Raw genomic sequence first — 25,590 nt, 5'->3', positions numbered from 1 at the left:
CGTCACGCACCAAGAAAGGCCGGAATATGGCAGCGCGCCGGAAGGCATCCGAAAATCATCCGTAAGCCACTGAATTCGCTTGGATAATTTTTGCTTGGACAGCGCCCGCTTTTGCTGGCTTCTCCTGCCGGAATCGGATAGCCAGAAGGCTGAAAAACCAGCAGGAATCGGGACATTTTCCCTTGAGCGACGATACCGACGACAAGCGCGACAACGCCCCGGATTTCGGCGGCGACATCAAGCCGATCGCGATCACCGACGAGATGAAGAAGAGCTATCTCGATTACGCCATGAGCGTGATCGTGAGCCGCGCTCTGCCCGATGTCCGCGACGGCCTGAAGCCGGTCCATCGCCGCATCCTGTTCTCGATGCACGAGAACAAGAACGTGCCCGAGCGGCCCTATACCAAATGCGCCCGCATCGTCGGCGACACGATGGGTAAGTACCATCCGCACGGCAATCTCGCGGTCTATGACGCGCTGGTGCGCATGGCGCAGGATTTCTCGCTGCGCCTGCCGCTGATCGACGGCCAGGGCAATTTCGGCTCGATGGACGGCGACAGCGCCGCCGCCGATCGTTACACCGAGGCCCGCCTCGACAAGGCGGCGATGCCGCTGCTCGAGGATCTCGACCTCGACACCGTCGATTTCCAGCCGAACTACGACGGCAAGGAGCATGAGCCGACGGTCCTGCCGGCGCGCTATCCGAACCTCCTCGTCAACGGCGCCGGCGGCATCGCCGTCGGCATGGCCACCAATATCCCGCCGCACAATCTCGGCGAGGTCATCGACGCCTGCGTCGCCTATATCGACGATCCCGAGATCTCGATCGACGACCTGATCGAGATCGTGCCGGGCCCGGATTTCCCGACCGGCGCCTCGATCATGGGCCGCAGCGGCATCCATTCGGCCTATCACACCGGCCGCGGCTCGATCGTGATGCGCTCGAAGACGCATATCGAGGAGATGCGCAAGGAGCGCGAGGCGATCGTCGTCACCGAGATTCCCTATCAGGTGAACAAGGCGACGATGGTCGAGAAGATCGCCGATCTCGTGCGCGAGAAGCGCATCGAGGGCATCTCCGACCTGCGCGACGAATCCAGCCGCGAGGGCGTGCGCGTCGTCATCGAGATCAAGCGCGACGCCGTCGCCGATGTCGTGCTGAACCAGCTCTACCGCTTCACCCCGCTGCAGACCTCCTTCGGCGCGAACATGGTCGCGCTGAACGGCGGCCGTCCGGAAGTCCTCAATCTCAAGGACTTCATCTCGGCCTTCGTCGAGTTCCGCGAGCTGGTCGTCTCGCGGCGCACGCGCTACCTCCTGAACAAGGCCCGCGAGCGCGCCCATGTGCTCTGCGGCCTCGCCACCGCCGTCGCCAATATCGACGAAGTCATCCGCCTGATCCGCACCGCACCGACGCCCGCCGCCGCGCATGAATCCCTGATGGCACGCGACTGGCCGGCCGAGGACATCGCGCCGCTGATCGCGCTGGTCGACGATCCGCGCCACCCCATCAATCCGGACGGCACCTACCGGCTCTCGGACGCGCAGGCCAAGGCGATCCTCGAGCTGCGCCTGTCGCGCCTCACAGCTCTCGGCCGCGACGAGATCGGCGACGAGTTGGAGAAGCTCGCCAAGGAGATCGCGGATTATCTCGACATCCTGCGCTCGCGCGCCCGCATCCAGTCGATCGTCAAGGACGAGCTCGCCGAGGTGAAGGCCGCCTTCGCCACGCCGCGCCGCACCGAGATCCAGGACTGGGGCTCCGACCTCGACGACGAGGACCTGATCGCCCGCGAGGACATGGTCGTTACCGTCAGCCATGGCGGCTACATCAAGCGCGTGCCGCTCTCGACCTACCGGGCACAGCGCCGCGGCGGCAAGGGCCGCTCCGGCATGGCGACCAAGGACGAGGATTTCGTCGCCCGTCTCTTTGTCGCCTCGACCCATACGCCGGTGCTGTTCTTCTCCTCGGAAGGTCAGGTCTACAAGGAGAAGGTCTGGCGCCTGCCGCTTTCCGCGCCGAACGCCCGCGGCAAGGCACTGGTCAACATGCTGCCGATCGAGGCCGGCGAGCGCATCACCACGATCATGCCGCTGCCGGAGGACGAGGCGAGCTGGGAGACGCTCGACGTGATGTTCGCGACAGCCTCGGGCGGCGTGAGGCGCAACAAGCTCTCCGACTTCGTCAACGTCAACCGCGCCGGCAAGATCGCGATGAAGCTCGACGAGGGCGACCACATCGTCGACGTGCAGATCTGCACCGAAGGCAACGACGTGCTGCTGACGACCGCCCTCGGCCAGTGCATCCGCTTCGCGGTGCCGGAGGTCCGCGTCTTCAAGGGCCGCGACTCCACCGGCGTGCGCGGCATCAACCTGGCCAAGGGCGACGAGGTGATCTCGCTCGCGATCCTGCACCATCTCGACGCCACGCCGGACGAGCGCGCCGCCTATCTCAAGCGCGCTGCGGCTGCCCGCAGGGCACTGACCGGCGAGGCCGAGGACGGCGCGGAAGCCACCGTGGCGGTCGATGCCGACGCCGAGGAGAGTGGCGGCGATATCGAGCTCGGGCTTGAGAAATACACCGCCATGGGTGCGGCCGAGCAGTTCATCCTGACCATCTCGGAGCGTGGCTACGGCAAGCGCACCTCGTCCTTCGAGTACCGGGTCACCGGGCGCGGCGGCAAGGGCATCGTCGCGATGGTCGTGAACGACCGCAACGGCAAGCTCGTGGCGTCCTTCCCGGCCCTCGACTCAGACCAGCTCATGCTCGTCACCGATGGCGGCCAGCTCATCCGCGTGCCGGTCGATGCCGGCCCGGACAACCGCATCCGCATCGCCGGGCGCTCGACGCAGGGCGTGACGGTGTTCAACACCGCCAAGGACGAGAAGGTCGTCTCGGTCGAGTGCATCAACGACGATGGTGAAGGTGACGAAGACGCCGAGGCAGGCGACGCGGCGCCGGGCGGCGAGCCCACGGAAGGCTGATCCGTCAGTCTGTTGCGGCCATGGCTTCAGGCAATATCTGAAGCCATGGCGGGGCGGACTCGCCAGACTGGCCCTGGTAGGCGCGTCATTCTCGGGCGAAGCAAAGCGCAGACCCGAGAATCTCCTGCCGAAGAGGCGCTCCTTCGCGAGATGCTCGGGTCAAGCCCGAGCATGACGAGGCTGGCCATTCCGGCAGCCCTCGTTTGACTCAAGCCCCGCCCCGCGCTCCCATCGCCCCATGAAGGCTCGTTCCGTGCCCGTCCGCACCCCCGCGATCACGCCGGAGATCATGCTGCGCGCCTATGCCGCTGGCATCTTCCCGATGGCGGAGAGCGCCGACGATCCCGGCCTGTTCTGGGTCGAGCCGGAATTGCGCGGCATCATTCCGCTCGACGGCTTCCACCTCTCCACGCGGCTTGCCCGCACGGTGCGCTCGGACCGCTTCGAGATCAGGGTCGATACCGCCTTCGACGCCGTGATCGCGGCCTGCGCCGAGTCCAAGCCGGACCGCGCGGAAACCTGGATCAACCCGCGCATCCTCGAAATCTTCGGCGCGCTCTTCACGCTCGGCCATGTCCACACGGTCGAATGCTGGCGCGAAGGCCGGCTGGTCGGTGGCCTCTATGGCCTCTCGCTGGGCGGCGCCTTCTTCGGCGAGAGCATGTTCCATCGCGAAACCGACGCCTCGAAGGTCGCGCTGGTCCATCTCGTCGCCCGATTGAGGCATGGCGGCTATCGTTTGCTGGATACCCAGTTCCAGACCGGCCATCTCGCGCAGTTCGGCACGATCGAGATTCCGCGCGACGGCTATCGCCGCCTGCTCGACGACGCCCTGCTGCATGCCGGCGACTGGCACGCCTGGCCTGCTTCAACAGCGATGAACGGCCGGGAGGCCCTCGCCCGGATCTGAGCGCCGGATCGCCTTACCGGCAGGATCAGCCGCCGCCGGCGGTCGGATCGCGGCCCGGCGAGGGATTGGTCGGGAAGAAGCGCTGGCTCGGCCGCTGCGGCTGGACCGGCACGCCGCGTGGCGGCTCGACATCGATACGCCCGCCGCGCGGCGGCGAAGCAGGCTGCTGCGCGGCTGGTGGCTGGTTGGGCGTGCGGGGCCGGCGCGGGTCTTCGGCCGGTGGCGCCTCCGGCTCCTTGGGGTCGACGACGAGCTCGGTGCCGCCTTTGCAGTCGGTCAGCCAGGCATCGTAGATCGCGTGCTCGACGCCGTGCAGGCCCGGGCTCGCCGCATACATCCAGCCGGTGAAGATGCGCCGGTACTCGTTCTTGACCGTGACCTCGTCGACCTCGACGAAGGCGTCGGTCTGCGGTGCCTCGGTCGGCGGGCGCGTCCAGCAGACCCGCGGCGTCAATTGAAGTGCGCCGAACTGCACGGTCTCGTCGATCGCCACCTCGAAGGAGATGATCCGGCCGGTGATCTTGTCGAGCCCGGCGAAGACCGCGGTCGGATTGCGGATGCGGTCGGCCTGTGCCGGGCCCGTGGCCGCCAGCGTCGCCAGAGCGCTCGAGGCGAGGCCTGCCAGGATCGGGAAACGAAAGAACGACGGCATGCGGGCGCGAATCTCTTCGACGGCGCGGAAGGACCGCGATGGCGCGCAGTAACACGGCAATCGCAGCGGAAAAAGGGCATGGCCCCGGAAAGCTTGGGGTATGCCGGGCAAACCTCCGGCTGGCAGCAAAAAGGCCACCCCGAAAGGGGCGGCCCGGTATTTGGCAAGCTCGGCTTGCAGGCCTTCTCTCAGCGGCCGGGCGTCCAGGCCTGGTAGTCGCCGGTTGCGGCCGGGCGCTCGCCCTCCGCGAGCGTCGAGCCCTGCGGGCGATAGGCCAAAGCCGTGCCGGTCCAGTTCTGCTGGTGCGGCTGCTGCCACTCGCGCGGCTGGTAGCTTTCCTCGGAGGGGGCGACATCGACGGTATGATGCAGCCAGCCGTTCCAGCCCGGCGGTACCTTGGAGGCTTCCGCATCGCCCTTGTAGATCACCCAGCGCCGCTGGAAGCCAAGCGCCTTGTCCTTCACCCCACCGGCGGTGCGGTAATAGACATTGCCGAACTCGTCTTCTCCCACCCGCTCGCCGAAGCGCCAGGTGTGGAAACGCGTGCCGATCGTCTGGCCGTTCCACCAGGTGAAGATCTGCAGCAGCCAGTCCTTCATCGTCCTCAAGTCCGTGCGCGCGATGCTGAAACAATCGGGCGACTTATGGCTCCCGCACCGCCTGCTGTCCAGTCCGCGATAGGCCGGCCGTGCCGACCACGCGATGTTCGCCCCTGGCGGCAGCGCAATCGAATGCGGCCCCTCGCCGTAGGCGCGGCTTCCCCTGCCCGACTTGCCCGCCGCGAGCCGCGGATCGGTAAATCTGTGCACCTGTGAGTCGCTCGCCACGATTCGGCCGCGATTCGGATCGGCCCGCCGCGCTGCATTCGCCGGAAGTGCTCCGAGATCAGCCACTTCCGGGGGGCTTTGAAAGCGGAGCACACGGCCGGGCCCCGGACCCACCGGATTTAGCGTCCGTCAACCATGATAGCGGGGATTTTAGGGACTGCGCTTCCTCCCACACTGTGGCAATCTTGCCGAGCAGCATCCGATTCCCCGGCGATTTCCGAGGCTTAGCGGGCGCCTTGCAACTTATCCCCGTAACCCACATATCTCTACCAGATGTCGTGTCCACAGGGATCGATAGACACTATTCCTTGACGCCAAGCCGGCATCTGCACTAGATTTTGACCATCGCATGACGGCCGGCGGCACCCCCTCTGGATGACTGCGAAACCTAGTTTTCCAGTGTGTTCCGGGCCTGCCGCCGCATCCGCCATCAACAGCGGAAGCGAACGGATTTGCGCGGGCATTTTGGGCGCGTCCGGGACCATCGGCGGGGCAACACCGCCGGGACCCACAGGGCATCGAACCGAGTTTGGGCTGATATCAGGAGCCGGTGATCAACCGGCCGCGCGTGGCTTCAAGGCAAGTCCGCGGCAGATCAAGGGATGAAGATCATGCGCATCGAGCGCCGCTACACCTCCGCCGGACAGTCGCCCTATGCCGCGATCCCGTTCCGATCGGCCGTCAGCGAGATCAAGAACCCGGACGGCTCCGTCGTCTTCCGGCTGGAAGGCATCGAGGTTCCCGAGGCCTGGTCGCAGGTCGCCAGCGACGTGCTCGCGCAGAAGTATTTCCGCAAGGCCGGCGTGCCGGCGCGCCTGAAGAAGTTCGAGGAGAACGACGTCCCCTCTTTCCTCTGGCGCTCCGTCGCCGACGAGGCCGCTCTCGCCGAATTGCCCGAGGACGAGCGCTACGGCTCCGAGATTTCCTCCAAGCAGGTCTTCGATCGCCTCGCCGGCTGCTGGACCTATTGGGGCTGGAAGGGCGGCTACTTCACCTCCGAGGAGGATGCCGCTGCGTTCCATGACGAATTGCGCTTCATGCTCGCCACCCAGCGCGTCGCGCCGAACTCGCCGCAATGGTTCAATACCGGCCTGCACTGGGCCTATGGCATCGACGGCCCCAGCCAGGGCCATTTCTACGTCGACTTCAAGACCGGCAAACTGGTGAAGTCGAAGTCGAGCTACGAGCATCCGCAGCCGCATGCCTGCTTCATCCAGGGCGTGCAGGACGACCTCGTCAACGAGGGCGGCATCATGGATCTCTGGGTCCGTGAAGCCCGCCTGTTCAAATATGGTTCCGGCACCGGCTCGAACTTCTCGATGCTGCGTGGCGAGGGCGAAAAACTCGCCGGCGGCGGCAAGTCCTCCGGCCTGATGTCCTTCCTCAAGATCGGCGACCGCGCCGCGGGCGCGATCAAGTCGGGCGGCACCACCCGCCGCGCCGCCAAGATGGTCGTGGTTGATGCCGACCATCCGGATATCGAGGCCTATATCGACTGGAAAGTGAAGGAGGAGCAGAAGGTCGCCGCCCTCGTCACCGGATCCAAGACCGTCAAGAAGCACATGAAGGCCGTGCTCAAGGCCTGCGTGAACTGCGAAGGCGATGGCGACAGCTGCTTCGACCCCGAGCAGAACCCGGCCCTGAAGCGCGAGATCAAGCTCGCCCGCAAGGCGCTGGTGCCTGACAACTACATCAAGCGCGTCATCCAGTTCGCCAAGCAGGGCTACAAGGACATCTCCTTCGACACCTATGACACCGACTGGGATTCCGACGCCTATCTCACCGTCTCCGGCCAGAACTCGAACAACTCGGTCTCGCTGACCGACGACTTCCTGCGCGCCGTCGAGAACGACAACGACTGGAACCTGACCGGCCGCACCACCGGCAAGGTCATGAAGACCCTGAAGGCCCGCGACCTCTGGGAGAAGATCGGCTACGCCGCTTGGGCCTCGGCCGATCCCGGCCTGCACTTCAACTCGACGATGAACGACTGGCACACCTGCCCGGCTTCCGGCCGGATTCGGGCGTCCAACCCGTGCTCCGAGTACATGTTCCTCGACGACACCGCCTGCAACCTGGCCTCGGCCAACCTGCTGCAGTTCTACGATACCGAGACCAAGGCCTTCGACGTCGCGGCCTATGAGCATCTCTGCCGACTCTGGACCGTCGTGCTCGAGATCTCGGTGACGATGGCGCAGTTCCCGAGCCGTGAGATCGCCGAACTCTCCTACGAGTACCGCACGCTCGGCCTCGGCTACGCCAATATCGGCGGCCTGCTGATGACTATGGGCCTCGGCTACGATTCAGACGAGGGCCGCGCGCTGGCCGGCGCGCTGACCGCGATCATGACCGGCGTCGCCTATGCGACCTCGGCCGAGATGGCGGGCGAACTCGGCCCCTTCCCCGGCTACAAGAAGAACGCCAGCCACATGCTGCGCGTCATCCGCAACCACCGCACGGCGGCCCACGGCCTCGCCGACGGCTATGAGGGTCTGAGCGTCACCCCGGTTCCGCTCGACCACGCGACGCTGGCCCGCCTCGGCGGCTCGGCCGTCACCATGGCGGAGCGCTCGCGCATCGTCTGGGACGAGGCTCTCGAGCAGGGCAAGCGCTATGGCTACCGCAACGCCCAGGCGACCGTGATCGCGCCGACCGGCACGATCGGCCTGGTCATGGATTGCGACACCACCGGCATCGAGCCCGACTTCGCCTTGGTGAAGTTCAAGAAGCTCGCCGGCGGCGGCTACTTCAAGATCATCAACCGCGCCGTGCCGGATGCGCTGCGTGCGCTCGGTTACCGCGAGGCCGATATCGCCGAGATCGAGGCCTATGCCGTCGGCCACGGCTCGATGAAGCAGGCTCCGGGCGTCAACCCGGGCTCGCTCAAGGCCAAGGGCTTCACCGACGAGAAGATCGAGGCGGTCGAGAAGGACTTGAAGAGCGCCTTCGACATCAAGTTCGTCTTCAACAAGTGGACGCTGGGCGAGGATTTCCTCACCGGCACGCTCAAGGTCCCGGCCGAGAAGCTCAACGACATGTCGTTCGAGCTCCTGCCCTTCCTCGGCTTCAGCAAGGCCGAGATCGAGGCCGCCAACGTCCATGTCTGCGGCGCGATGACCCTGGAAGGCGCCCCGCATCTCAAGACCGAGCACTACAACGTCTTCGATTGCGCCAACCCCTGCGGCCGCATCGGCAAGCGCTATCTCTCGGTCGAGAGCCATATCCGCATGATGGCGGCCGCCCAGCCCTTCATCTCGGGCGCGATCTCCAAGACCATCAACATGCCGAACGACGCCACGGTCGAGGACTGCAAGAGCGCCTATATGCTCTCGTGGAAGCTGGCGCTGAAGGCCAACGCCCTCTATCGCGACGGCTCCAAGCTCTCGCAGCCGCTGAACTCGGCGCTGATCTCGGATGAGGATGACGAGGCCGACGACGCGGTCGAGACGCTGGTTGCCCAGCCGATGGCGGCCCGCGCGACCCAGATCTCGGAGAAGATCGTGGAGCGCATCGTCGAACGCATCGAGCGCAAGCGCGAGCGCGAGAAGATGCCGGATCGCCGCACCGGCTACATCCAGAAGGCCACGGTCGGCGGCCACAAGGTCTATGTCCATACCGGCGAGTATTCGGACGGGCGCCTCGGCGAGATCTTCATCGACATGCACAAGGAGGGCGCGGCCTTCCGGGCGATGATGAACAACTTCGCCATCGCGGTCTCGCTCGGCCTGCAATATGGCGTGCCGCTGGAGGAGTATGTCGAGGCCTTCACCTTCACCCGCTTCGAGCCCTCGGGCTTCGTCGCCGGCAACCAGTCGATCAAGAACGCGACCTCGATCCTCGACTACGTCTTCCGCGAGCTGGCGATCTCCTATCTCGGCCGCAACGACCTCGCCCATGTCGACCCGAGCGAAATCGGCCATGACGTGATGGGCAGCGGCGTCGGCCAGGACAAGGCGCCGGATGCGACCGCTCCGATCACATCGACGCCGCTGGCCTCGACGGGTTTCCGCCGCGGCAAGCCGATCTCCTTCCACGCGATCCAGGGCGGCGTGGCGGCTCCGGCGGTCGAGACCGTCGCCCGCGGCGGCGCGGCTCTGACCGCACTCGCCACCATCGGCGCGACCGCGCTGAAGGAGGAGCCGGAGACCTATGGCGAAGCGGAGATGGCCAAGCTCGGCTTCTCGGCTCCGGCCGCCCAGCCGACGGCCTCGGAGCGGCGGGCCGAGGCAATCATGAAGGGCTATGTCGGCGACTCGTGCGGCGAATGCGGCAACTTCACCCTGGTCCGCAACGGCACCTGCCTGAAGTGCAACACCTGCGGTTCCACAACCGGGTGCTCGTAGGATCGTGCATACATTGAAGTTGATGTAGGCGCTCCGGAAGTTTGGTCGGATTCTACCCAAAGCGCGCCTCGATGAGAGCTGAAGTCCGCCTCACCCCCAAAATGCCCCGCCGCGACAACGCGGCGGGGTCTATATCCCGGGAGCCAGCTTTCATCGCCCCCCGCTCGAAGCTGAGGCCGATCGACCCGGGTAGCTTCGGCACAGTGACGGGAGTCGTGCGTCGTTGGAGAAAGAACGGGTCGACGCTGCCGGGGACCTGCTGAAGAGCGTGATCCCTCGCGATAGCTTCCGAGCACCGGAAGTTATCGAGGCCTTCTCGATAGCCAATGGATGGCGCGAACGGCATCTCGATGCGATCAGGCAGATCCGGGCTCAGCTCGCGGCTGCCAACCGCGCGCTCCAGACAGGTGGTGTCACGGCCGCGCGCCTCAAGCGCATGCCGGCAATCAGGAGGAAGCTGCGGAGGCTCAGCTACAAGCTCTCCGAACTCCAGGACCTGGGCGGATGCCGGGTCATTCTCCCCACCATAGACGACGTGAAGCGCTTCAGCGATCGACTTCAACGGTCCGATCGCCACCAGCTTCGCCATACCGACGACTACATTCGCAGGCCCAAGAAGGATGGCTACCGCTCCCTCCATCTGCTGCTCGATCACGATGATCCGCGTTTCCTTGAGCAGCAGGGGTTGAGAATCGAGCTCCAGGTACGCACCCACCTTCAGCATGCCTGGGCCACCGCCGTGGAAGCGCTCGGCCTTTATTTGAGAGTGAACATCAAGGGCGGTGAAGGGAGTGAGGCATGGCGCCGCCTCCTTATGCTGATGTCCTGCGAATTCGCCGAGAGCGAGGGGTGCGCCCCAGTTCGCGGTGCACCGAGCGGGAGCGAACGCCGCAGCGAGATCATCGAACTCGATAGGCAGATCGGAGCGCAAGCCAAGCTGGATAATCTCGCCCACGGATTTCAGATAATCGACCGCTTCGTGTTCGATCGCTACGCCAAGCACTTGCTCCTGCGATACGACCACGCGGCCAAGCGGGTTGATATGGAGGCGTTTACCGAGGCCCCCGACAGCACCCGGGTTTACGGGGATATCGAACGTCGCCTGGCTGTAGACAGCGTCGACGATGAAGATCCATCCAGCGATACCGTCCTGGTCAGCCTGGGGCAGCTCAAGGACTTGAAGAAGGCGTTCCCGAACTATTTCGGCGACGTCCGGGTTTTCCGGGATCAACTCGGACACATCTGCCGGGGCCGTGGGGTAGCGACATACGACCTTCCGAAGCAAGCCCTCGCCCCACCTCGGCCTCGCGAGATGATTGACCCTGCTTGGCTAAGGCGACCTCGCTTCGACAAGCCACGGAGCGCTTAAGGAAAACGCGGCAGACTTCAGCGGTTCGGTCGTAATCAGCATCGGGACACGGACTACTACTCCCGGTCCCGGCAAGTCTCTCGATACCTATAAGCCAAGAATCAAAAGGAGTTAGCCTAGAGGGGCTTGGCGAGGGATGTTCAGATCTTGTAAGACCCTCTCCAAGGAGACGAATGTGCGATACAGCGTGTACTGTGATGAAAGCCGCCATACAGGTGGGCCAAACGCTCGCTTTCAGGTCATCGGCGGCCTTTGGTTACCCACAAGTGAAAAAGCGAGGGTGAACTCTGAGCTGAGGAGCCTTCGCAAGGGGGCGGGCCTCAATGGAGAGGTCAAATGGACTAAAGTTAGCAGACTGAAACTCGGCGGCTATCGAAAGCTTTCGGAGTATTTCTTTTCGGAGCCGTCCCTCAAGTTCAGAGCCATAATCGTCGATCAAGAGAAAGTTGATTTTCTTCGACATCATGATGGCGATTCAGAGCTTGGATTCTATAAATTCTATTATGAAATGCTAGAAAAATGGCTCATTCCTGAAAATGAATACCTAATTCTTCTTGATTTCAAAAACAACAAAGACGCGACGAGATTCACTGATTTGCGAAGGGTAGTACAGAATTACGGCGCCACTCGAAACATCAAACTGCACGACCTGACAGTCATTGATTCGCGAGAATCCAACCTCGGCCAGTTGTGCGACCTGCTGACCGGAGCCGTTTCCACGGACGCAAACACGGCCTCCGTTGGAGACGCTAAGGGCGCGCTGATTCATAGGATGGCTGAACTTCGAGGGGTCCGCAGGCTCAGCGAGGGATCGTGGACTCCAGAATTTAGCAAGTTCAACGTGTTTCGCATTGACTTGTCGCGGAGTCGGTAATGCAGCTTTCGAGCATTACGTTTCTTTCCATTCCGCCTTTCGACGAACTCGACAGCGAAGTGCGGCAGGCCGAGATCGCAAAATTTGGAGAGTCTGCGTATCTATTTACTTGTGTTTCCGGCGGAAAATCGTGTGAACATCCGCTGCATGACGGTCTTACAGTTACATTCTACGCTGACCGCTTTGAGCATGCGTTCCACACATCATCAGATCGAGCGCGACGCGCGCACGACAAGGACAAGATCGCATGCGATCGGATCGAGCGTTTACCTTGGATCCTACCTATGATCAGCGGGCAGGTAAGCGGCATCGTGTGCAAGGAAGGCAAGGATCCGCAGACACGCCAGAAGAAGCGGGCGTATTTCTGCTATGAACCTGGATATATTGTATGGCTGAATCCGACGAAAACCGGGAACTGGAGGTTTTCGAGCGCCTACCCAATCCCTGCGCTCGAGATTAAGCGCACGACCCTTCCTTACAAAATTATCTGGCAGAAAACGGAGGAAGAAAAAGAAAAAGCCCCGTGATTCAGGCTCACAGGGCGGAAGCCATATCCAAGGCCATAAGGCCCGGAGGAGCCGGATTTCTCCGGTTGGATAGAAGATAGGTTTTGAATGGACGTCTGTCAAGACAACCACCTTCGAGAGCGACGAGGAGTAGTTATCCGATTATGTCCGACGGATTCGCCGATGATCGGCATTGAAACTATGTTAGTGCCGCCATCCGAAGGCGTACTACCCAACGGTTTCGGCAAGGCCAAGTCGCATTTTGTGATTTGCTCGGCCGTGTGAGGAACTCAAGGACATGGCCGCCGCTCCGGCGGAGCCATCCCGAGGGCCACCATGAGCTACGACCATTCCAGACATGAGAACCGTCTTCGTGCGAGCGCCCTTCTCGAGGAATTGAAGCGCAAGCTTACCGACGTCGGTACCTCCACCCTCGACGTGAAAACCATGACGGCCGCTTCGTCACTGGAATGGTGGCGGCTGTCGAAGGCCGAAGGCGTTCATGTCTATCAGGTGGACAATGCCTGGCACGCTGACGTCACCTTCACGGGCGTCTCCTCGGGCGTACCGATGATGATTGGCAGCCCTGGAAGCTACGAGAGCCAGTCTGCGGCATTGAAGGCAGCCGTTCGTCAGCTCTCGATCCTCGCCGTGAACGACAAGCTCCCGCAGCCCCGCCCCCGGGAAGGTTTCCGCTGGTTCAAGTTCGATAGTGTCGAGGTGCCGGTGAACGCGGAACTGATAGAGACCTTTCCCGAAAGGCTGGCAGCCGAGGAATACACCGATTTCAAGGCGAAAGGCCGCCTCGCCTGGTTCCGGCACCAGCTCGCGGGCGACAAGCCAATGACGGCGAAAATTTTCCAATCGCTGGAGCAGGACAATCAGAACAGAATCAGGATCGCGTGCGCTATCGCCCTTAGCCTCGGCATGCACCAGTTCTCGATCGAGGATGGCCTTTGGAGCGAGTTTTCGCCCTCGGAAGGAACAACTTCGACGATGTGGCTGTGAAACGCCCGAGCCCGGGCTCCCATTAGCCTTCAGCGCGCGAAAGGTTCCCCAACCAAGATTGCTCCCAGATTTCGATTTTGAGTGCGCCTTTTTGGTGGAGCTCCGCGGCCGGACTAGTCCTTGTGACGCGATCTTTGCTGCCCAGCGGGGTTTGGAAACGAAACGGTTGCCGAGAGTCCGCCACTCTCCCTGTTCCTCAACTCGAGTATGCTCCCGCTGAGATGCGCAAGCGCAGCTTCCGCAATCGCCAAGCCCAGTCCGCTTCCGCTGTGGTTCTGTCCGCGGCCCCGATAGAAGCGCTGCATGACCAGCGCTAGCTCATCGACGGGAATTCCTGGCCCCTCGTCCTCGACAGCGATGCAGGTCTCTCCGACTCGGCGCCAGCGCACCCGTCCTCCAGGGGGGCTATATACGCACGCGTTCTCATGGAGATTGCGCAAGGCAAGCCTGAGGTTGTCGGGATCGCCGGTGATCCCGAATACCTCGAACTCCGGATCGATCTCGACGATGAGATCGTCTCTCAAGCGCCCCATGTCGATCTCGCGCAGCAATGGCCCGATCGGGATGGAGATCATCATCGGTCTCACGACATCGGCGTCGAGGCGGGCAAGCGTGAGCAACTGGCTAACGAGGCGTGCAGTCCGATCAACGCCTTCGATGATCCTTCCCAGGGCCGACTGGCGCATTTCCGGGTCTTCCGCGGCCCTGGCAATCTGGGCTTGCGTGCGGATCCCGGCGAGAGGCGTGCGCAATTCATGCGCGGCAAAGGCAGTGAATTCCCGCTCGTGCCGTCGCGCTGCCTCCAACCGACCGAACAAGCCGTTTAGCGCGTTGGTAACCGGGCGAACCTCGTCGATCGGCTTGGTCCTCAGTGGTGTGAGGTCGTCGGCAGCCCTGCCCTTCAGGTCCGCAGCGATCTGCTTCAAGGGCCCAAGCCCGCGTCCAATGCTGAGCCAGATGAGTGCAGCGAACAGGGGCAGCATCACCAGGATCGGCACGACGAGGCCAAGCACGAGGTCCTGGACGAGCCGGTCGCGCAGGCCGAGCCGGTCGCCGACCAGGACTCGCACGCCCTTCGCAGCATCCTCAATGGCATAGACGCGCCAAGTCTCGCCATTGACGACGCTGTCCGAGAACCCTTCTCGCTGCTCGGTTAGTCGTTCGGTCGGTGCCATTCCCGAGGCGGCGACCAGCCGACCGCTTAACGACCAGATCTGGCAAGATAGCTGCCGCTCATAGCTGCTCGTATCGATCGTCGCGGGCGATGCCTTCGCGATCGTGTCGTCCGCCATTCCCCCATCGTCGCGGACCAGCGAGGAAACCATGCGCGCCGCTTCCTGAAGGCGTGTGTCGAGTACATGCTCCAGTTCCCGCTTCGTGCCGAGATAGATCCAGAGCGTCGCGGCAAGCCAGATCACGCCGGTCGCGGCGACGAGGATGAGGAACAGCCTTGCGCGAAGCGACGTCACGGCGTTGGCCTCAGGCGATAGCCAACACCGCGCACGGTTTCGATCACCTCCCGGCCGAGCTTCTGGCGAAGGTTATGAACGTGAACCTCGATCGCGTTGCTCTCCACGTCCTCCTGCCAGCCATAGAGGCGTTCCTCCAGCTCGGTACGCGAGCGGATCGTCCCGGGCCGTTCGGCAAGCGCGCGAAGGATTGCGAATTCACGGCGCGTCACGTCGAGCGATTTCCCATCGCGCAAGACCACGTGAATCGCTGGATCAAGGACGAGCCCGGCCGCGGCGATCGTGGCGGCCGCCCTGCCCTCGCCGCGCCGCGCAATCGCGCGCAGCCGCGCCGCGAGTTCGTCGAGATCGAATGGCTTGCCCAGATAGTCATCCGCTCCGCGATCGAGCCCCGCGATTCGATCGCGCGTGTCGTCCAGTGCCGTAAGCAGGAGAACAGGCCGACGATCGCCGCCCACCCTCAGGCTCTCCAGCAGGTCGAGTCCAGAACCGTCCGGGAGCATGAGGTCGAGCACGATGACGTCGAAGGACCCAGCGGCCAAAGCATGTCGGCCATCCGCGCAGGAACCGACGACCTCCGCGCTGATGCCATGGATCTTCAGGCCCACGGCGAGCCCGTCGGCAAGGATGGGGTCGTCTTCGACGATCAGAACGCGCATCTCATTCCCTCGACGCCCGGAGTTCTGCCGCCAGCTTAAGGCTGCCTTAAGCTGGCGAAGCTCGATGGCCGCATCGTTCCCGAACGGGAACCGCAGGGGCTCCCCTGATGGCGGGCACTGCGCAGCCTGTACATCGAAGAGAGCGCGGAACCATGCATCACCATCGTCGCACCATCCTGGGAGGCCTTGCCCTTGTCGCGGCAGGTTTCCCCCGGCTGGCTTCAGCGCAGGAAGGGCAGATTGATGCGAACGCCATCCTCAACGATCCGGACGCGCCCGTTGGCGGCAACCCGAAGGGCGACGTCACCATCGTCGCCTTCCTCGATTACAACTGCCCGTTCTGCAAGACATCGGCTGTCGAGCTCGCCCGGGTCATGAAGGAGGACGGCAAGATTCGGCTCGTCTACAAGGACTGGCCGGTCATCGCCGAAACCTCGGTCTATGCCGCCCAGCTTGCTCTCGCGGCGGCCTATCAGGGCGGATACGAGAAAGCGCATGACGCGCTGATGGCGACCAGAGGAAAGCTGAGCAAGGAGCAGATCTCGGCAGCGATCAAAGGCGCCGGGCTCGACCTCGTACGCCTTCAGGCCGATCTCGACGCCCACGGCGACAAGATTCTCGCGCTGCTCAAGCGCACCATGACTCAGGCCGACTCCCTCGGGTTGCAAGGAACGCCAACCTATCTGGTCGGACCGTTTCGCACCTCGACGCTGGACTACAAGGGCTTCAAGCAGGTCGTTGCCGACGCCCGCAAGAAGCAGGCTGGCGAGTAAGGGCGACGGGAAATGGCTCCATTTGTATTACCGGTGCGCGGTCTTGCCGCTGCTCTGGCGCTCGCCCTCATGGCTGCTGGGTGCACCACGATCGCCCAGCGGCCCGAGCCGGCGTCCGCGCCGCGCTTCAGCGCCCTTGACGTCGAGCGTTACGGCGAGGTCGATGGCGAACCATTTCATGTTCCAGCCGTCTCGCTGGAGGATCTGCGGCCGCGGAATCTGCGTCAGCTCGTCGAGTATCGGACGAAGGAAGCGCCGGGCACCATCGTCGTCGATCCGAAGCATCGGTTCCTCTACCTCGTTCAGGAAGACGGGAAGGCCTTGCGCTACGGGGTGGGCGTTGGCCGCGAGGGCCTAGCCTGGTCCGGATCGGCCAATGTCGCGACCAAGCGCGCGTGGCCGCGCTGGACGCCGACACCCGACATGATCCGCCGCGAACCGGGCAAGTATGCGAAGTGGGTTGGCGGCATGAACGGCGGCGCGGATAACCCGCTCGGCGCACGGGCGCTGTATCTGTTCAAAGACGGGCGCGACACGCTTTACCGCATCCACGGCACCAACGAGCCCGAGACGATCGGGCACGCCGTCTCGTCAGGCTGCATCCGCATGATGAATCAGGACGTGATCGACCTCTATCGTCGAGTCGCGGCAGGTGCCAAGGTCGTGGTGCTGCCTGCTTGACCTCGGGATGGACTACAGCAGGGCATAGGTTTGGCCCGACGGCCGTATTGAATTGAACCGGATCGATGCCGGTTTAAGAGTGCTCGCTAGCAGGACGCGTTGATGAGACTCGATGAAATTCACGGAGCGCCTCGACCTGCTCACCTGCTCGAAGTGAAACCGGTCACCAAATCCGCATTCCAGCCCTTTGGTTGGATCGTCGAAACGGGCGAATCTGGTCGCGATGCGAACAGCGGAACCGCGCGCCGTCACGATATTCACGCTCATCCGGCGGCTGAGGTTCAGGCGGGATCCAGGCACGTCACGTCGATCTTCGAGGCGAAGCGGCAGCAACCGGGCCTGGCGATCACCATGCTCGAGCGGCATGTGAATTCGATCCAACTGATCGTGCCGTTGGGTGGAGAAGGTCACGTCGTCATCGTCTGCCAAGCCAGCGACGACGGCATGCCCGACCTCTCGACCCTAGCGGCGTTCTCGTTCACCGCCTTGCAGGGGATGATCTACCGACGTGGCGTTTGGCACCATCCGATTATGGCGGTTGGCTCGGACGCCACCTTTCTCGTTCAGTCCTGGCAAAACGGCACCGCAGCCGACTGCGAGATCCTCACGATCGAGTCCCGGGCATTTGCCTAGCAGCGCAGCCTAAGGCATGAGCCCCATGCGAACTTGTCTCGACGTCGCGCCCATTCCGCGCGCCTGCGAACGGCGATAGCGTGAGCCGCTCCGGTGGCACCCGCTACGGCAGCCTCCGACCCTCCTGACGAGGAAGTTTCGATCGCAATGGGCACTCAGACCCGCCTATTGGCGCAGATCTCCGTGGCGCATCTGGTCAGCCACTTCCACTTCATGACGGTTCCTGCCCTGCTTCCCGTGCTCCCCAGCGCGATGAATGTCAGCTTCGTCGATCTCGGGATCGCGCTCGGCGTCTTCAACGTCGTCTCCGCCTTGTGTCAGGCTCCGCTGGGCTTCGCTGTCGATCGTTTCGGAGCGCGGCGGGTCCTGATGTTCGGCCTCGCATTGGGAAGCTCGGGTTTCGCGCTGGTGGCTGTCGTCCCGACTTACATGATGCTTCTCATCGGAATGGCGATCGCGGGGTTCGCCAATGGCGTCTATCACCCCGCTGACTATGCGCTCCTATCGCAAGGTATGGATGCCCGGCGAATGGGGCGCGCATTCTCCATCCATACCTTCGCCGGCTTCCTCGGCGGAGCGATCACACCGCCGGTCATCCTCGGCATGGCCCTGGCGCTCGATCTGCGATGGGCCTTCGCATCCGCCGCAGTTGTGGGCGTCGTCGCATTGATCATCGTTTCGATCGGAACCCGCGGAATCCCCTCAGCGGGGAAGGCGGTCCATGCTGGCGAGCATGTCACCGATGCGCGGCGGCCTACCCGCGCCGCCCGCGCGACCATTCTGGTGCTCACGATCCTATTCATGATGCTGAGCCTCAGCACCGGAGCGATCGAGCGTTTCTCGGTGACAGCCCTGGTTCAAGGTTTCGAGGTACCTCTCTCGGTTGCCAACATCGCTCTGACAGCCTTCCTGTTCGCCAGCGCTTTCGGAGTGCTCGCCGGAGGAGTCCTGGCCGACCGCACCGAGCGTCACGGCTTCGTGGCGGCAATTGCCTTCGCGCTGGCTGCGCTGTTGGTCACGGTGGTAATCTTGGTTCGCCTGCCGTCACCGGCTTTGATCCTGACGCTGGGCGCCACAGGTTTCCTGACGGGGGTCGTGGCACCTTCCCGGGACATGCTGGTCCGTGCCGCGTCGCCCGCCGGTCAGGAGGGCAAGACCTTCGGATTCGTGTCGACGGGTCTCAGCATCGGGGGCGTAATCGGCCCCATCCTTTACGGCATCTTGCTGGATAAGGGGCTGGCGAGCAGCGTCTTGTGGGCCTCGGTCAGCTTCATGATCGTGACCGCTGCGATCGTGATCGCTCAGGAACTCCACCGCTACGATCGCCGGCGCGAAGCCATTTCGTCACTTTAAGGCGGCAACCCACTATTCGTCCGACCGCCGCGTTACGGACCGCTCCAGTGCACTAATCAGTCCGGACAGCATTTCTTATTGAACGGGAGTTCTTCGATGGCCTTCGATCAGCGCGGCTGCGGCGGCATCCACCTGCGCGGTATCGGTTGAACGACCGAGCGAGAGTCGGACGGCGCCGAGCGCCCTATCGGGTGAGATGCCGAGCGCGAGGATGATCGCCGAGGGTTGCGAGCTTCCGGCATGACAGGCGGAACCGGTTGAGGCCGCGATTGCGGGCGTGGCCTCCAGCAGATCATTGCCGATTGCTCCTGGGAAAAGCACGCTCAGTGTATTCGGCAAGGTGCGTGCTCCGCCCAGGCGCCTCAGACCCGGCACGCCCGCGGCGAGCGCTTGCCATAGCCGCTCCCTCAAGGCGGCAATCCGTGTCGCATCCTCTGCCAACCGTTCGCGGGCGATCCGGCAGGCTCGTCCAAGGCCGACGATATAGGGGACGTTCTCCGTCCCGGGACGACGACCACCCTCCTGCCCTGCCCCGTCGAGCACGCTCGGGATGGCGTGTCCCCGTCGGAGGTAGAGGACTCCAATCCCCTTCGGCGCGTAGAGCTTATGCCCGGCGAGCGTCAGCGCATCGATACCCCAGGCCGCCACGTCGACCGGAACCTTGCCGAGCGATTGCGAGGCATCGACGTGGATCGGCGCCCCGGCCATGCACGCCGCCTCGGCCAATGCCTCCACCGGCTCCAGCGTGCCGATCTCGTTCTGGGCGTGAATGATGGTGACCAGGGCAGTCTCGCTATCGATGGACGCGCATGCCGCTGCCAGATCGATGACGCCGTCATCGTCCACGCCAATACGCCTTACGGCAAAGCCTTCCCTTACCAGACGGCGGCATGGCATTTCGGTTGCCGGGTGCTCCACCGTGCTTGTGACGATTTGCCTGCGACTGGTCGGAGCCACCGCAGCGAAGCCTCGGATCGCGTGATTGCTCGCTTCGGTCCCGCCTCCGGTGAAGATGATCTCCGCCGGCAACGCGCCAATCAGCTTCGCGACTTCGGCTCGGGCTTCCTCGATCGCGGCGCGCGCCGTGCGCCCCAGCGGCGTGGTCGATGAGGCATTGCCGAACTGTTCGCGCAGAAAGGGCAGCATCGCATCGAGCACGTCCGGATCCACCGGTGTGGTGCCATTGTAATCGAGATAGATCGGGCGATCGGGAGCGGACATAGGCTTCGGATCCTCGGGAGCGTGCTTCGTCAAGCTATCAGGTTCTCGCCGGCCGGGGGATGAGCGCCATCCTCCAGGCAGCAGGGGTAGCGCGGAACTCCGCGAGGAAACATCGCGTTGCCGCTGCATGAATCGAGCGATGGTGATGTCAGTGCCGCGGGCGGCGTTCGAACTGCTCAAGACCTTTCAGGCAGCCCTGGTGTGTGGATGCGTCCTGCTGGGACCGGTAGCCGCAAATGCCCTGACGCCCGACCAGGTGAACCAGGCGGGTCGCCCCGCGGCCACGAAAACCAAGGCGGCGCGTCCCAACGCGTCCATCGTCAAGGCTCAGGTCTTGCTGGCGCGCCAAGGTGTCTCTCCCGGGGAGATCGATGGACTGGACGGCGACAACTACCGGAAGGCCACTGACCAGTTCCGGCGCCGCGAAAATCTCGGAAATGGCGAGATCATCGACGCACCGACCTGGCAGGCGCTCAAAGGGGACGTCAGCGCGGACATCGTCTCGGATTACGAGGTGGCGAAGGAGGATATCAAAACCCGGTTCGTCGGGCGCATTCCTCCCGACTACGCCCGTCAGGCCCGGATGACGCGGCTCGGTTACAGGAACGCGCAGGAGATGTTCGCCGAGCGCTTTCACATGAGCGAAGGCCTTCTCAAGGCGCTCAACCCGCGAACGCATTATCGGAAGCGCGAGGAAACGCTGCACGTCGTCTCGGTCGGACGAACCCTTCCTTCCGACGAGGCCCGAACGGTCGAGGCCGACAAGACGAACGGCATCGTTCGCGCGCTGGATGCGACGGGAAAGGTGATCACGCTCTATCCGGCCACCATCGGCAGCGAGGACAGCCCCTCACCCGAGGGGGAATACCAGGTCGTGAGGGTCGTGAAGAACCCGACCTATCACTACGATCCGGTCAAGAATTTCCAGCAGGGGAAGAACAAGCGCCGCTTGGTGCTTCCCAGAGGTCCCAACAACCCTGTCGGCACGGTCTGGATCGAGCTGTCGAAGCCGACATTCGGCATTCATGGTACGCCAGAGCCTTCGAAGATCGGCAAGGCGTCATCGCATGGCTGTGTCCGGCTCACGAATTGGGACGCCAAAGAGCTGGCCCGGATCGTCAGGCCCGGCACGACCGTGCGCTTCATCGAATAGCCGATGTCACCCGGGCAACAGCCTGCAAGCTTGACCAGGCCGGAGTCATCATTCCAGGCTGCGGGACGTTAGGCCGATGGCGGTGGACAAGCACAACGACATCGAAATCCGGGCCGTGGCCGAGTTCGGCGGCGTCGATATCCTCGTCAACAACGCGGCTCATCAAGCCAGTTTCAAGGAGATCGGCGACATTTCGGACGAAGAATGGCAACTGACCTTCGCGGTGAATATCCACGCGATGTTCTACCTGACCAAGGCCGCTGTCCCGCATATGCAGCCCGGCTCCTGTATCATCGACACCGCCTCGGTGAATGTCGACAAGCCCAATCCAACCCCGCTGGCCTACGCCACGACCAAGGGAGCCATCCAGAACTTCACCGGCGGATTGGCTCAATTGCTGGCGCAGAAGGGCATCCGCGCCAATGCCGTAGCGCCGGGGCCGATCTGGACACCGCTGATCCCCTCGACGATGACGGGCGAAAGCGTCACGCAGTTCGGCAGGCAGGTCCCGATGAAGCGGTCGGGACAACTGGCGGAGCTCGCGACGGCCTATGTGATGCTGGCCGATCCGCTCTCGAGTTATGTCTCAGGTGCCACTATCGCAGTCGCCGGCGGTCATCCGATCCTGTGATGGGCCTGCGGCTCAGCATAACGACAAGAGCTGCCGAGGGCGGGAACCGTCCTAGCTTGCTCAGTCCTGATGGTCTGCCGCTTTCCAGCTTGCCGGACTATCGCGGGAAGTTCAAAGACAATCGCTACCCATTCCTACACCGCGCCACTCGAACTCAGTCCCCTCGGGCGGCTTAATGGCGCTTCGCGACGTCGTCGCGCCCCGGCCAACTTCGTGGTTGCCACATCGATTATCTGCGGCAAAGTCGGACTCGACCACGCCAACGCGGTCAAGGTCAAAGCTCGGCAGGAAAAAGCTCCACTTTATCGACTTCGGCATTCAAAGCTGCGTTCCGTCGCGCCAAGGTCTCTCGATACTCTTGCGCCTCGATGTCCCTGAAGAAGGGTGCGCCGGGAGCTAGTCGCGTCACGGCTGCCTGGACATCATCGATACTGGCTCGGAAGAACTCCTTGCGGAAGTTCTCTGTGTTGATCCTGACGCTCGCAAATTCGATGTGCAGCGCGCGCTCCAACCCCGGTGCGTCGTCACTGTAGATTATGGCGTGCGTATCAAAGGGGAACGGAACGCTGGCGTCTCCAAGTTCCGTCACGCGATCCACCGGATCCAAACGACGCGTCAGGCCGATCTTGACTACGCTGTCGCCGAACGAGCCCATATTGGAGATGATATAGACGTATCCCGACCGGGTCCGCTCTGCCATCGCCTGAGCGCGTTCAAACCTTGCGTGCGCTTCGGCCAAATCGCGTTCCAGAACCCTGATTTGCTCGTTGAACGCATCGAGCTTCGGCCCGACCACCGCAGCCGCCTCTGCCTTCGCCTTGGCGAGGAGGCGTTGATAGCGGGTCTCCTCCTCTTCCGCACGTTCCAGGTCGCGCAACAAGCGTTGCTCGTCGCGGGCGGCTCGGGCCTGCTCAGCCCGCTCCTCTTTCTCCGCCCTGAGCTTTTCGCGATATTCATGCGTAAGGTAGAGTTCTCGCAGCTTTTGATTTAAGAACTCATCCGCAATTTCGATCGCGTTGGATTCGTTGAGCTTATCAATCTGAGAGCGCGCGTTTATAATGCGTTTCTCCATGGCATTGACGTTGTTCCAGCGCGTGTTGGCAATCGCCGCTTCGCACTCGTTATTGAACGCCCGAAGCGTCAAACGGATATTGCGGTTGGTTAAGGTTTGCCCCTTGGCGGCACTCCCGTCGACCGTCCATGCCGTAAGCGCGAGCACAGCCAATTTGTCCGTGACCATTTGCTTTTGAATCTGACGAGCTCGCTCGATCGCAGATTTGTATTCCTGGCTGTCGGTGAAATCGAAATGCGGCTCGTAGACGCCAAGCTCAGCGAACGCCAAGCGTTCGTCGAAGACAGCAACCTCCCCCACCAAGCGGTCGTAGGTCGCCTTCTTCTCAAGGTAGGAGGCTTTCAGAGACGCGATCTCGCCGCTCAGCCCGCCAATTTCCGCCTTTAGCCGCGCGATCTCGTCATCTTGGTCGACGATCGGCCGGAAGCGCTCTTGCACTGTCTTGTGCTTTACAAGCAAGGCTTCGAACTGCTCGGCCAAGGCCGCAACGGTGCTGCGCCGGTTTCGACGCTCCCGCATCAACAGAAACCCGAGCAGCACCGCGACGAACGGCGTCGCGAGCAAAATGATTACAAGAGCGGTCTGCACAGTTCCCCCCAGGATACCAAGCCCCATTCTTCGGAGTGCCTTTTGGCATCGAGGACAACTTTAGCGATAGTCGCGACGAGTGAAAGCAATTTTGATTCGCTTTGGGAGCGCCAGTTTGCGCGACGCATCCCCGGCGGTACGGAGCGGCACCGCCAAGATCGGTGGCGGGAGCTCCTTGGCGACCCGAGCGGGCCGTTATGACGCGCACGGTCAGCCCGACACTGCGCGCTACCCTGTCACCCTCATCGACATGCCACCGTCGACGGTGAGGTATTCGCCCGTGATGAACTCGTTCTGGATCATCTGCATCGCGGCTTCGGCGACATCGTCAACAGAACCCTCGCGACGCAGCGGGATCCGCTTGTCCAGATTATGAGCCTTCGCTTCTGGCGTCATGGCCTGATGGAAACGCGTGCGAATGATGCCCGGCGTCAACAGATTGACCCGAATGTTCTCGTGGCCGTGGTCGAACGCCAGAGCCTTCGCCAGCGGGATCAGAGCGCCCTTCACCGTTTGATAGGCAACCGTTCCGGGACAGCCGCGCAAACCGGCGACGGACGAGATCAGTAGAACCGCCCCGCCCTCCCTCGCCAAATGGGCATGCGCAGCGCGGAACAGGTGAAATACCGGATGGACGTGAATGGCGAAGGCGTTCATCCAGACATCCTCGGTGACGTCCACGATCTTTCCCGGGGCTGGGCCGCCGGCGGAATGAACGAGAACCTGGAGGCCGCCGAATTGGGCTGCCGTGGCCGCGGCCAGCGATGAGCAGACTTTCGGATCGGCGACGTCGCCGAGTTCGATCGCGACGCGCCCACGCCCGTATCGCTCGCGCAAGGCCACTGCCTCGGCGGTTTCCGTCCGGCCGTTCAGGACGACGTTCGCCCCGGCCGAAAGCAGATGCTCGGCGATTGCCAGGCCAATCCCCCTCGTTCCCCCCGTGATGAGCGCGGCTTTTCCCGAGACGTCATACATCCTGTGTGCTCCTCGCCAACTGTGCGACGGCCACGCGGGCCGGGTATCGCGAACGCGCCTATTTCTCATACCATATGAGAGTTGTTGTCAACGCACGGGACGCGTGACAATGCTGAGGGGTAGACTTCGAACGCACAGCCTAACCGAGGACGGATTCTCATATGGACACCTCGACGCGCCCTCGCGCGACCCCAAGCCTCAAGCTGCACCATCGCGTCGCGGACGAGCTGGGCCTCGCCATTGTGCGCGGCGATTACGGGGTCGGAGGGTCGCTGCCTCCGGAAGCGCAACTTTGCGAACTTCTCGGCATTAGCCGCACTGCGATGCGTGAAGCCCTACGGTCGCTGATTGCAAAGGGATTGCTTGTTTCCAGCCCCAAGCGGGGCACCCGGGTCCGCGATCCGAGGCATTGGAGCCACCTCGATCCCGACGTCCTGCGCTGGCGCGTCGAAGTCACCGACACCGACACCTATCTCAAGAAAATGTTCGAGCTGCGCCGCGCGACGGAGCCGGCGGCAGCGGCCCTGGCGGCGGTCGCGGCGACTGACGAAGACCGAGCGCAACTCCAAGCCGATTTCCAGGCGATGGTGGATGCGGGAAGCGACAATGGCCGCTGGGTTGAGGCCGACCTCGCCTTCCATCGCTCGATCTATTTCGCCACTCACAACGAATTCTTCTGGCCGATCGGCCAGCTTTTCAGCTTCGGCCTGCGCCAGATGTTCGAGATCGCGGCCAAGGGGGATCACCGTCCGCGCGCGATCGTCGAGCACGGCGACGTCCTTCGGGCGATCCTGGAGCGCAAACCAACGCTCGCTCATGCCGCGGCGATGACGCTGATCGGCAATGCCACCTCGGACGTCGACCTCATCCGCGGCCACGAAGACCATTAGGTCCTGAAGCGCCCGG

General features: G+C 63.2%; 20 protein-coding genes and 1 pseudogene. 14 read left to right on the top strand and 7 right to left on the bottom strand.

Annotated elements, in window-relative coordinates:
- Positions 1-263 precede the first annotated feature (263 nt).
- Positions 264-2,987 carry a DNA gyrase subunit A gene (gene gyrA / locus AC1RLU_RS16375; RefSeq protein WP_492796967.1) on the top strand — a complete coding sequence of 908 codons (2,724 nt, stop codon included), beginning with the start codon at positions 264-266 and terminating at the stop codon, positions 2,985-2,987.
- A 238-nt stretch (positions 2,988-3,225) separates the two neighbouring features.
- Positions 3,226-3,897: a leucyl/phenylalanyl-tRNA--protein transferase gene (gene aat, locus AC1RLU_RS16370; protein WP_492796795.1), complete on the top strand. Its 672-nt coding sequence runs from the start codon at positions 3,226-3,228 to the stop codon at positions 3,895-3,897.
- A gap of 25 nt (positions 3,898-3,922) precedes the next feature.
- Here the strand turns inward: aat and AC1RLU_RS16365 are convergent, their stop codons facing one another.
- Positions 3,923-4,549 carry a DUF2155 domain-containing protein gene (locus tag AC1RLU_RS16365; protein ID WP_061967689.1) on the bottom strand — a complete coding sequence of 209 codons (627 nt, stop codon included), beginning with the start codon at positions 4,547-4,549 and terminating at the stop codon, positions 3,923-3,925.
- 188 nt (positions 4,550-4,737) lie between these two features.
- Complete coding sequence (locus AC1RLU_RS16360) at positions 4,738-5,148, bottom strand: NADH:ubiquinone oxidoreductase subunit NDUFA12 (RefSeq protein WP_061967688.1); 411 nt, start codon at positions 5,146-5,148, stop codon at positions 4,738-4,740.
- An 839-nt stretch (positions 5,149-5,987) separates the two neighbouring features.
- Between AC1RLU_RS16360 and AC1RLU_RS16355 the strand changes: the two genes are divergently transcribed.
- From AC1RLU_RS16355 to AC1RLU_RS16335, 5 genes are all read left to right on the top strand, one after another.
- Complete coding sequence (locus AC1RLU_RS16355) at positions 5,988-9,719, top strand: vitamin B12-dependent ribonucleotide reductase (RefSeq protein ID WP_492796965.1); 3,732 nt, start codon at positions 5,988-5,990, stop codon at positions 9,717-9,719.
- 223 nt (positions 9,720-9,942) lie between these two features.
- A complete protein-coding gene (locus AC1RLU_RS16350; protein ID WP_492796793.1) occupies positions 9,943-11,088 on the top strand; it encodes a RelA/SpoT domain-containing protein in 1,146 nt (381 codons plus the stop codon).
- A gap of 175 nt (positions 11,089-11,263) precedes the next feature.
- Positions 11,264-11,962 carry a DUF3800 domain-containing protein gene (locus tag AC1RLU_RS16345; protein WP_492796791.1) on the top strand — a complete coding sequence of 233 codons (699 nt, stop codon included), beginning with the start codon at positions 11,264-11,266 and terminating at the stop codon, positions 11,960-11,962.
- Positions 11,962-12,489 carry a hypothetical protein gene (locus AC1RLU_RS16340; RefSeq protein WP_492796789.1) on the top strand — a complete coding sequence of 176 codons (528 nt, stop codon included), beginning with the start codon at positions 11,962-11,964 and terminating at the stop codon, positions 12,487-12,489. The genes AC1RLU_RS16345 and AC1RLU_RS16340 overlap by 1 nt, the downstream gene beginning before the upstream one ends.
- A 315-nt stretch (positions 12,490-12,804) precedes the next feature.
- On the top strand, positions 12,805-13,476 hold the full coding sequence (locus AC1RLU_RS16335) for a hypothetical protein (protein ID WP_492796787.1): 672 nt from the start codon (positions 12,805-12,807) through the stop codon (positions 13,474-13,476).
- A gap of 113 nt (positions 13,477-13,589) precedes the next feature.
- Here the strand turns inward: AC1RLU_RS16335 and AC1RLU_RS16330 are convergent, their stop codons facing one another.
- Together AC1RLU_RS16330 and AC1RLU_RS16325 are read right to left on the bottom strand one after the other, a co-directional pair.
- Positions 13,590-14,945 (bottom strand): ATP-binding protein, encoded by a 1,356-nt coding sequence (locus AC1RLU_RS16330; RefSeq protein ID WP_492796785.1) that lies wholly within the window; start codon positions 14,943-14,945, stop codon positions 13,590-13,592.
- The gene (locus tag AC1RLU_RS16325) at positions 14,942-15,604 is read right to left on the bottom strand and encodes a response regulator (RefSeq protein WP_492796784.1); all 663 of its coding nucleotides are present in this window, start codon (positions 15,602-15,604) and stop codon (positions 14,942-14,944) included. The genes AC1RLU_RS16330 and AC1RLU_RS16325 overlap by 4 nt, the downstream gene beginning before the upstream one ends.
- A 152-nt stretch (positions 15,605-15,756) precedes the next feature.
- On the opposite strand from AC1RLU_RS16325, the gene AC1RLU_RS16320 reads away from it, so the two are divergent.
- The 4 genes from AC1RLU_RS16320 (at position 15,757) to AC1RLU_RS16305 (ending at position 19,044) form a co-directional block, all read left to right on the top strand.
- Positions 15,757-16,377: a DsbA family protein gene (locus tag AC1RLU_RS16320; protein WP_492796782.1), complete on the top strand. Its 621-nt coding sequence runs from the start codon at positions 15,757-15,759 to the stop codon at positions 16,375-16,377.
- Between the two features lie 12 nt (positions 16,378-16,389).
- Complete coding sequence (locus tag AC1RLU_RS16315) at positions 16,390-17,058, top strand: L,D-transpeptidase (RefSeq protein ID WP_492796781.1); 669 nt, start codon at positions 16,390-16,392, stop codon at positions 17,056-17,058.
- A gap of 102 nt (positions 17,059-17,160) precedes the next feature.
- Positions 17,161-17,691, top strand: a complete 531-nt coding sequence (locus tag AC1RLU_RS16310) for an ureidoglycolate lyase (protein ID WP_492796779.1) — start codon at positions 17,161-17,163, stop codon at positions 17,689-17,691.
- A 147-nt stretch (positions 17,692-17,838) separates the two neighbouring features.
- Positions 17,839-19,044 carry an MFS transporter gene (locus AC1RLU_RS16305; RefSeq protein ID WP_492796778.1) on the top strand — a complete coding sequence of 402 codons (1,206 nt, stop codon included), beginning with the start codon at positions 17,839-17,841 and terminating at the stop codon, positions 19,042-19,044.
- Between the two features lie 75 nt (positions 19,045-19,119).
- Here the strand turns inward: AC1RLU_RS16305 and AC1RLU_RS16300 are convergent, their stop codons facing one another.
- The gene (locus tag AC1RLU_RS16300) at positions 19,120-20,265 is read right to left on the bottom strand and encodes a cysteine desulfurase family protein (protein ID WP_492796777.1); all 1,146 of its coding nucleotides are present in this window, start codon (positions 20,263-20,265) and stop codon (positions 19,120-19,122) included.
- Between the two features lie 139 nt (positions 20,266-20,404).
- On the opposite strand from AC1RLU_RS16300, the gene AC1RLU_RS16295 reads away from it, so the two are divergent.
- Together AC1RLU_RS16295 and AC1RLU_RS16290 are read left to right on the top strand one after the other, a co-directional pair.
- On the top strand, positions 20,405-21,418 hold the full coding sequence (locus AC1RLU_RS16295) for a L,D-transpeptidase (protein WP_492796776.1): 1,014 nt from the start codon (positions 20,405-20,407) through the stop codon (positions 21,416-21,418).
- Between the two features lie 112 nt (positions 21,419-21,530).
- Positions 21,531-22,049, top strand: a pseudogene (locus AC1RLU_RS16290) (SDR family oxidoreductase); the annotation flags it as partial.
- A gap of 274 nt (positions 22,050-22,323) precedes the next feature.
- Here the strand turns inward: AC1RLU_RS16290 and AC1RLU_RS16285 are convergent.
- Together AC1RLU_RS16285 and AC1RLU_RS16280 are read right to left on the bottom strand one after the other, a co-directional pair.
- Complete coding sequence (locus AC1RLU_RS16285) at positions 22,324-23,736, bottom strand: SNIPE associated domain-containing protein (RefSeq protein ID WP_492796775.1); 1,413 nt, start codon at positions 23,734-23,736, stop codon at positions 22,324-22,326.
- Between the two features lie 201 nt (positions 23,737-23,937).
- Positions 23,938-24,684 carry an SDR family NAD(P)-dependent oxidoreductase gene (locus AC1RLU_RS16280; RefSeq protein WP_492796773.1) on the bottom strand — a complete coding sequence of 249 codons (747 nt, stop codon included), beginning with the start codon at positions 24,682-24,684 and terminating at the stop codon, positions 23,938-23,940.
- 161 nt (positions 24,685-24,845) lie between these two features.
- Between AC1RLU_RS16280 and AC1RLU_RS16275 the strand changes: the two genes are divergently transcribed.
- Positions 24,846-25,574, top strand: a complete 729-nt coding sequence (locus AC1RLU_RS16275) for a FadR/GntR family transcriptional regulator (protein WP_492796771.1) — start codon at positions 24,846-24,848, stop codon at positions 25,572-25,574.
- Positions 25,575-25,590 lie beyond the last annotated feature (16 nt).

It is taken from the genome of Allobosea sp. GW822-FHT05A11, from assembly GCF_058800455.1.
Note: the sequence above shows the minus strand (reverse complement) of the source record. Positions and strands in the feature narration are given on the sequence as shown.

What these genes read in the sequence shown, in the direction of transcription:
- gyrA (WP_492796967.1), top strand. Translation starts at nt 264, where the DNA reads ATGAAGAAGAGCTATCTCGATTACGCCATGAGCGTGATCGTGAGCCGC.
- aat (WP_492796795.1), top strand. Translation starts at nt 3,226, where the DNA reads ATGAAGGCTCGTTCCGTGCCCGTCCGCACCCCCGCGATCACGCCGGAG.
- AC1RLU_RS16365 (WP_061967689.1), bottom strand. Translation starts at nt 4,549, where the DNA reads ATGCCGTCGTTCTTTCGTTTCCCGATCCTGGCAGGCCTCGCCTCGAGC.
- AC1RLU_RS16360 (WP_061967688.1), bottom strand. Translation starts at nt 5,148, where the DNA reads ATGAAGGACTGGCTGCTGCAGATCTTCACCTGGTGGAACGGCCAGACG.
- AC1RLU_RS16355 (WP_492796965.1), top strand. Translation starts at nt 5,988, where the DNA reads ATGCGCATCGAGCGCCGCTACACCTCCGCCGGACAGTCGCCCTATGCC.
- AC1RLU_RS16340 (WP_492796789.1), top strand. Translation starts at nt 11,962, where the DNA reads ATGCAGCTTTCGAGCATTACGTTTCTTTCCATTCCGCCTTTCGACGAA.
- AC1RLU_RS16335 (WP_492796787.1), top strand. Translation starts at nt 12,805, where the DNA reads ATGAGCTACGACCATTCCAGACATGAGAACCGTCTTCGTGCGAGCGCC.
- AC1RLU_RS16325 (WP_492796784.1), bottom strand. Translation starts at nt 15,604, where the DNA reads ATGCGCGTTCTGATCGTCGAAGACGACCCCATCCTTGCCGACGGGCTC.
- AC1RLU_RS16320 (WP_492796782.1), top strand. Translation starts at nt 15,757, where the DNA reads ATGCATCACCATCGTCGCACCATCCTGGGAGGCCTTGCCCTTGTCGCG.
- AC1RLU_RS16315 (WP_492796781.1), top strand. Translation starts at nt 16,390, where the DNA reads ATGGCTCCATTTGTATTACCGGTGCGCGGTCTTGCCGCTGCTCTGGCG.
- AC1RLU_RS16310 (WP_492796779.1), top strand. Translation starts at nt 17,161, where the DNA reads ATGAGACTCGATGAAATTCACGGAGCGCCTCGACCTGCTCACCTGCTC.
- AC1RLU_RS16305 (WP_492796778.1), top strand. Translation starts at nt 17,839, where the DNA reads ATGGGCACTCAGACCCGCCTATTGGCGCAGATCTCCGTGGCGCATCTG.
- AC1RLU_RS16300 (WP_492796777.1), bottom strand. Translation starts at nt 20,265, where the DNA reads ATGTCCGCTCCCGATCGCCCGATCTATCTCGATTACAATGGCACCACA.
- AC1RLU_RS16295 (WP_492796776.1), top strand. Translation starts at nt 20,405, where the DNA reads ATGGTGATGTCAGTGCCGCGGGCGGCGTTCGAACTGCTCAAGACCTTT.
- AC1RLU_RS16285 (WP_492796775.1), bottom strand. Translation starts at nt 23,736, where the DNA reads ATGGGGCTTGGTATCCTGGGGGGAACTGTGCAGACCGCTCTTGTAATC.
- AC1RLU_RS16280 (WP_492796773.1), bottom strand. Translation starts at nt 24,684, where the DNA reads ATGTATGACGTCTCGGGAAAAGCCGCGCTCATCACGGGGGGAACGAGG.
- AC1RLU_RS16275 (WP_492796771.1), top strand. Translation starts at nt 24,846, where the DNA reads ATGGACACCTCGACGCGCCCTCGCGCGACCCCAAGCCTCAAGCTGCAC.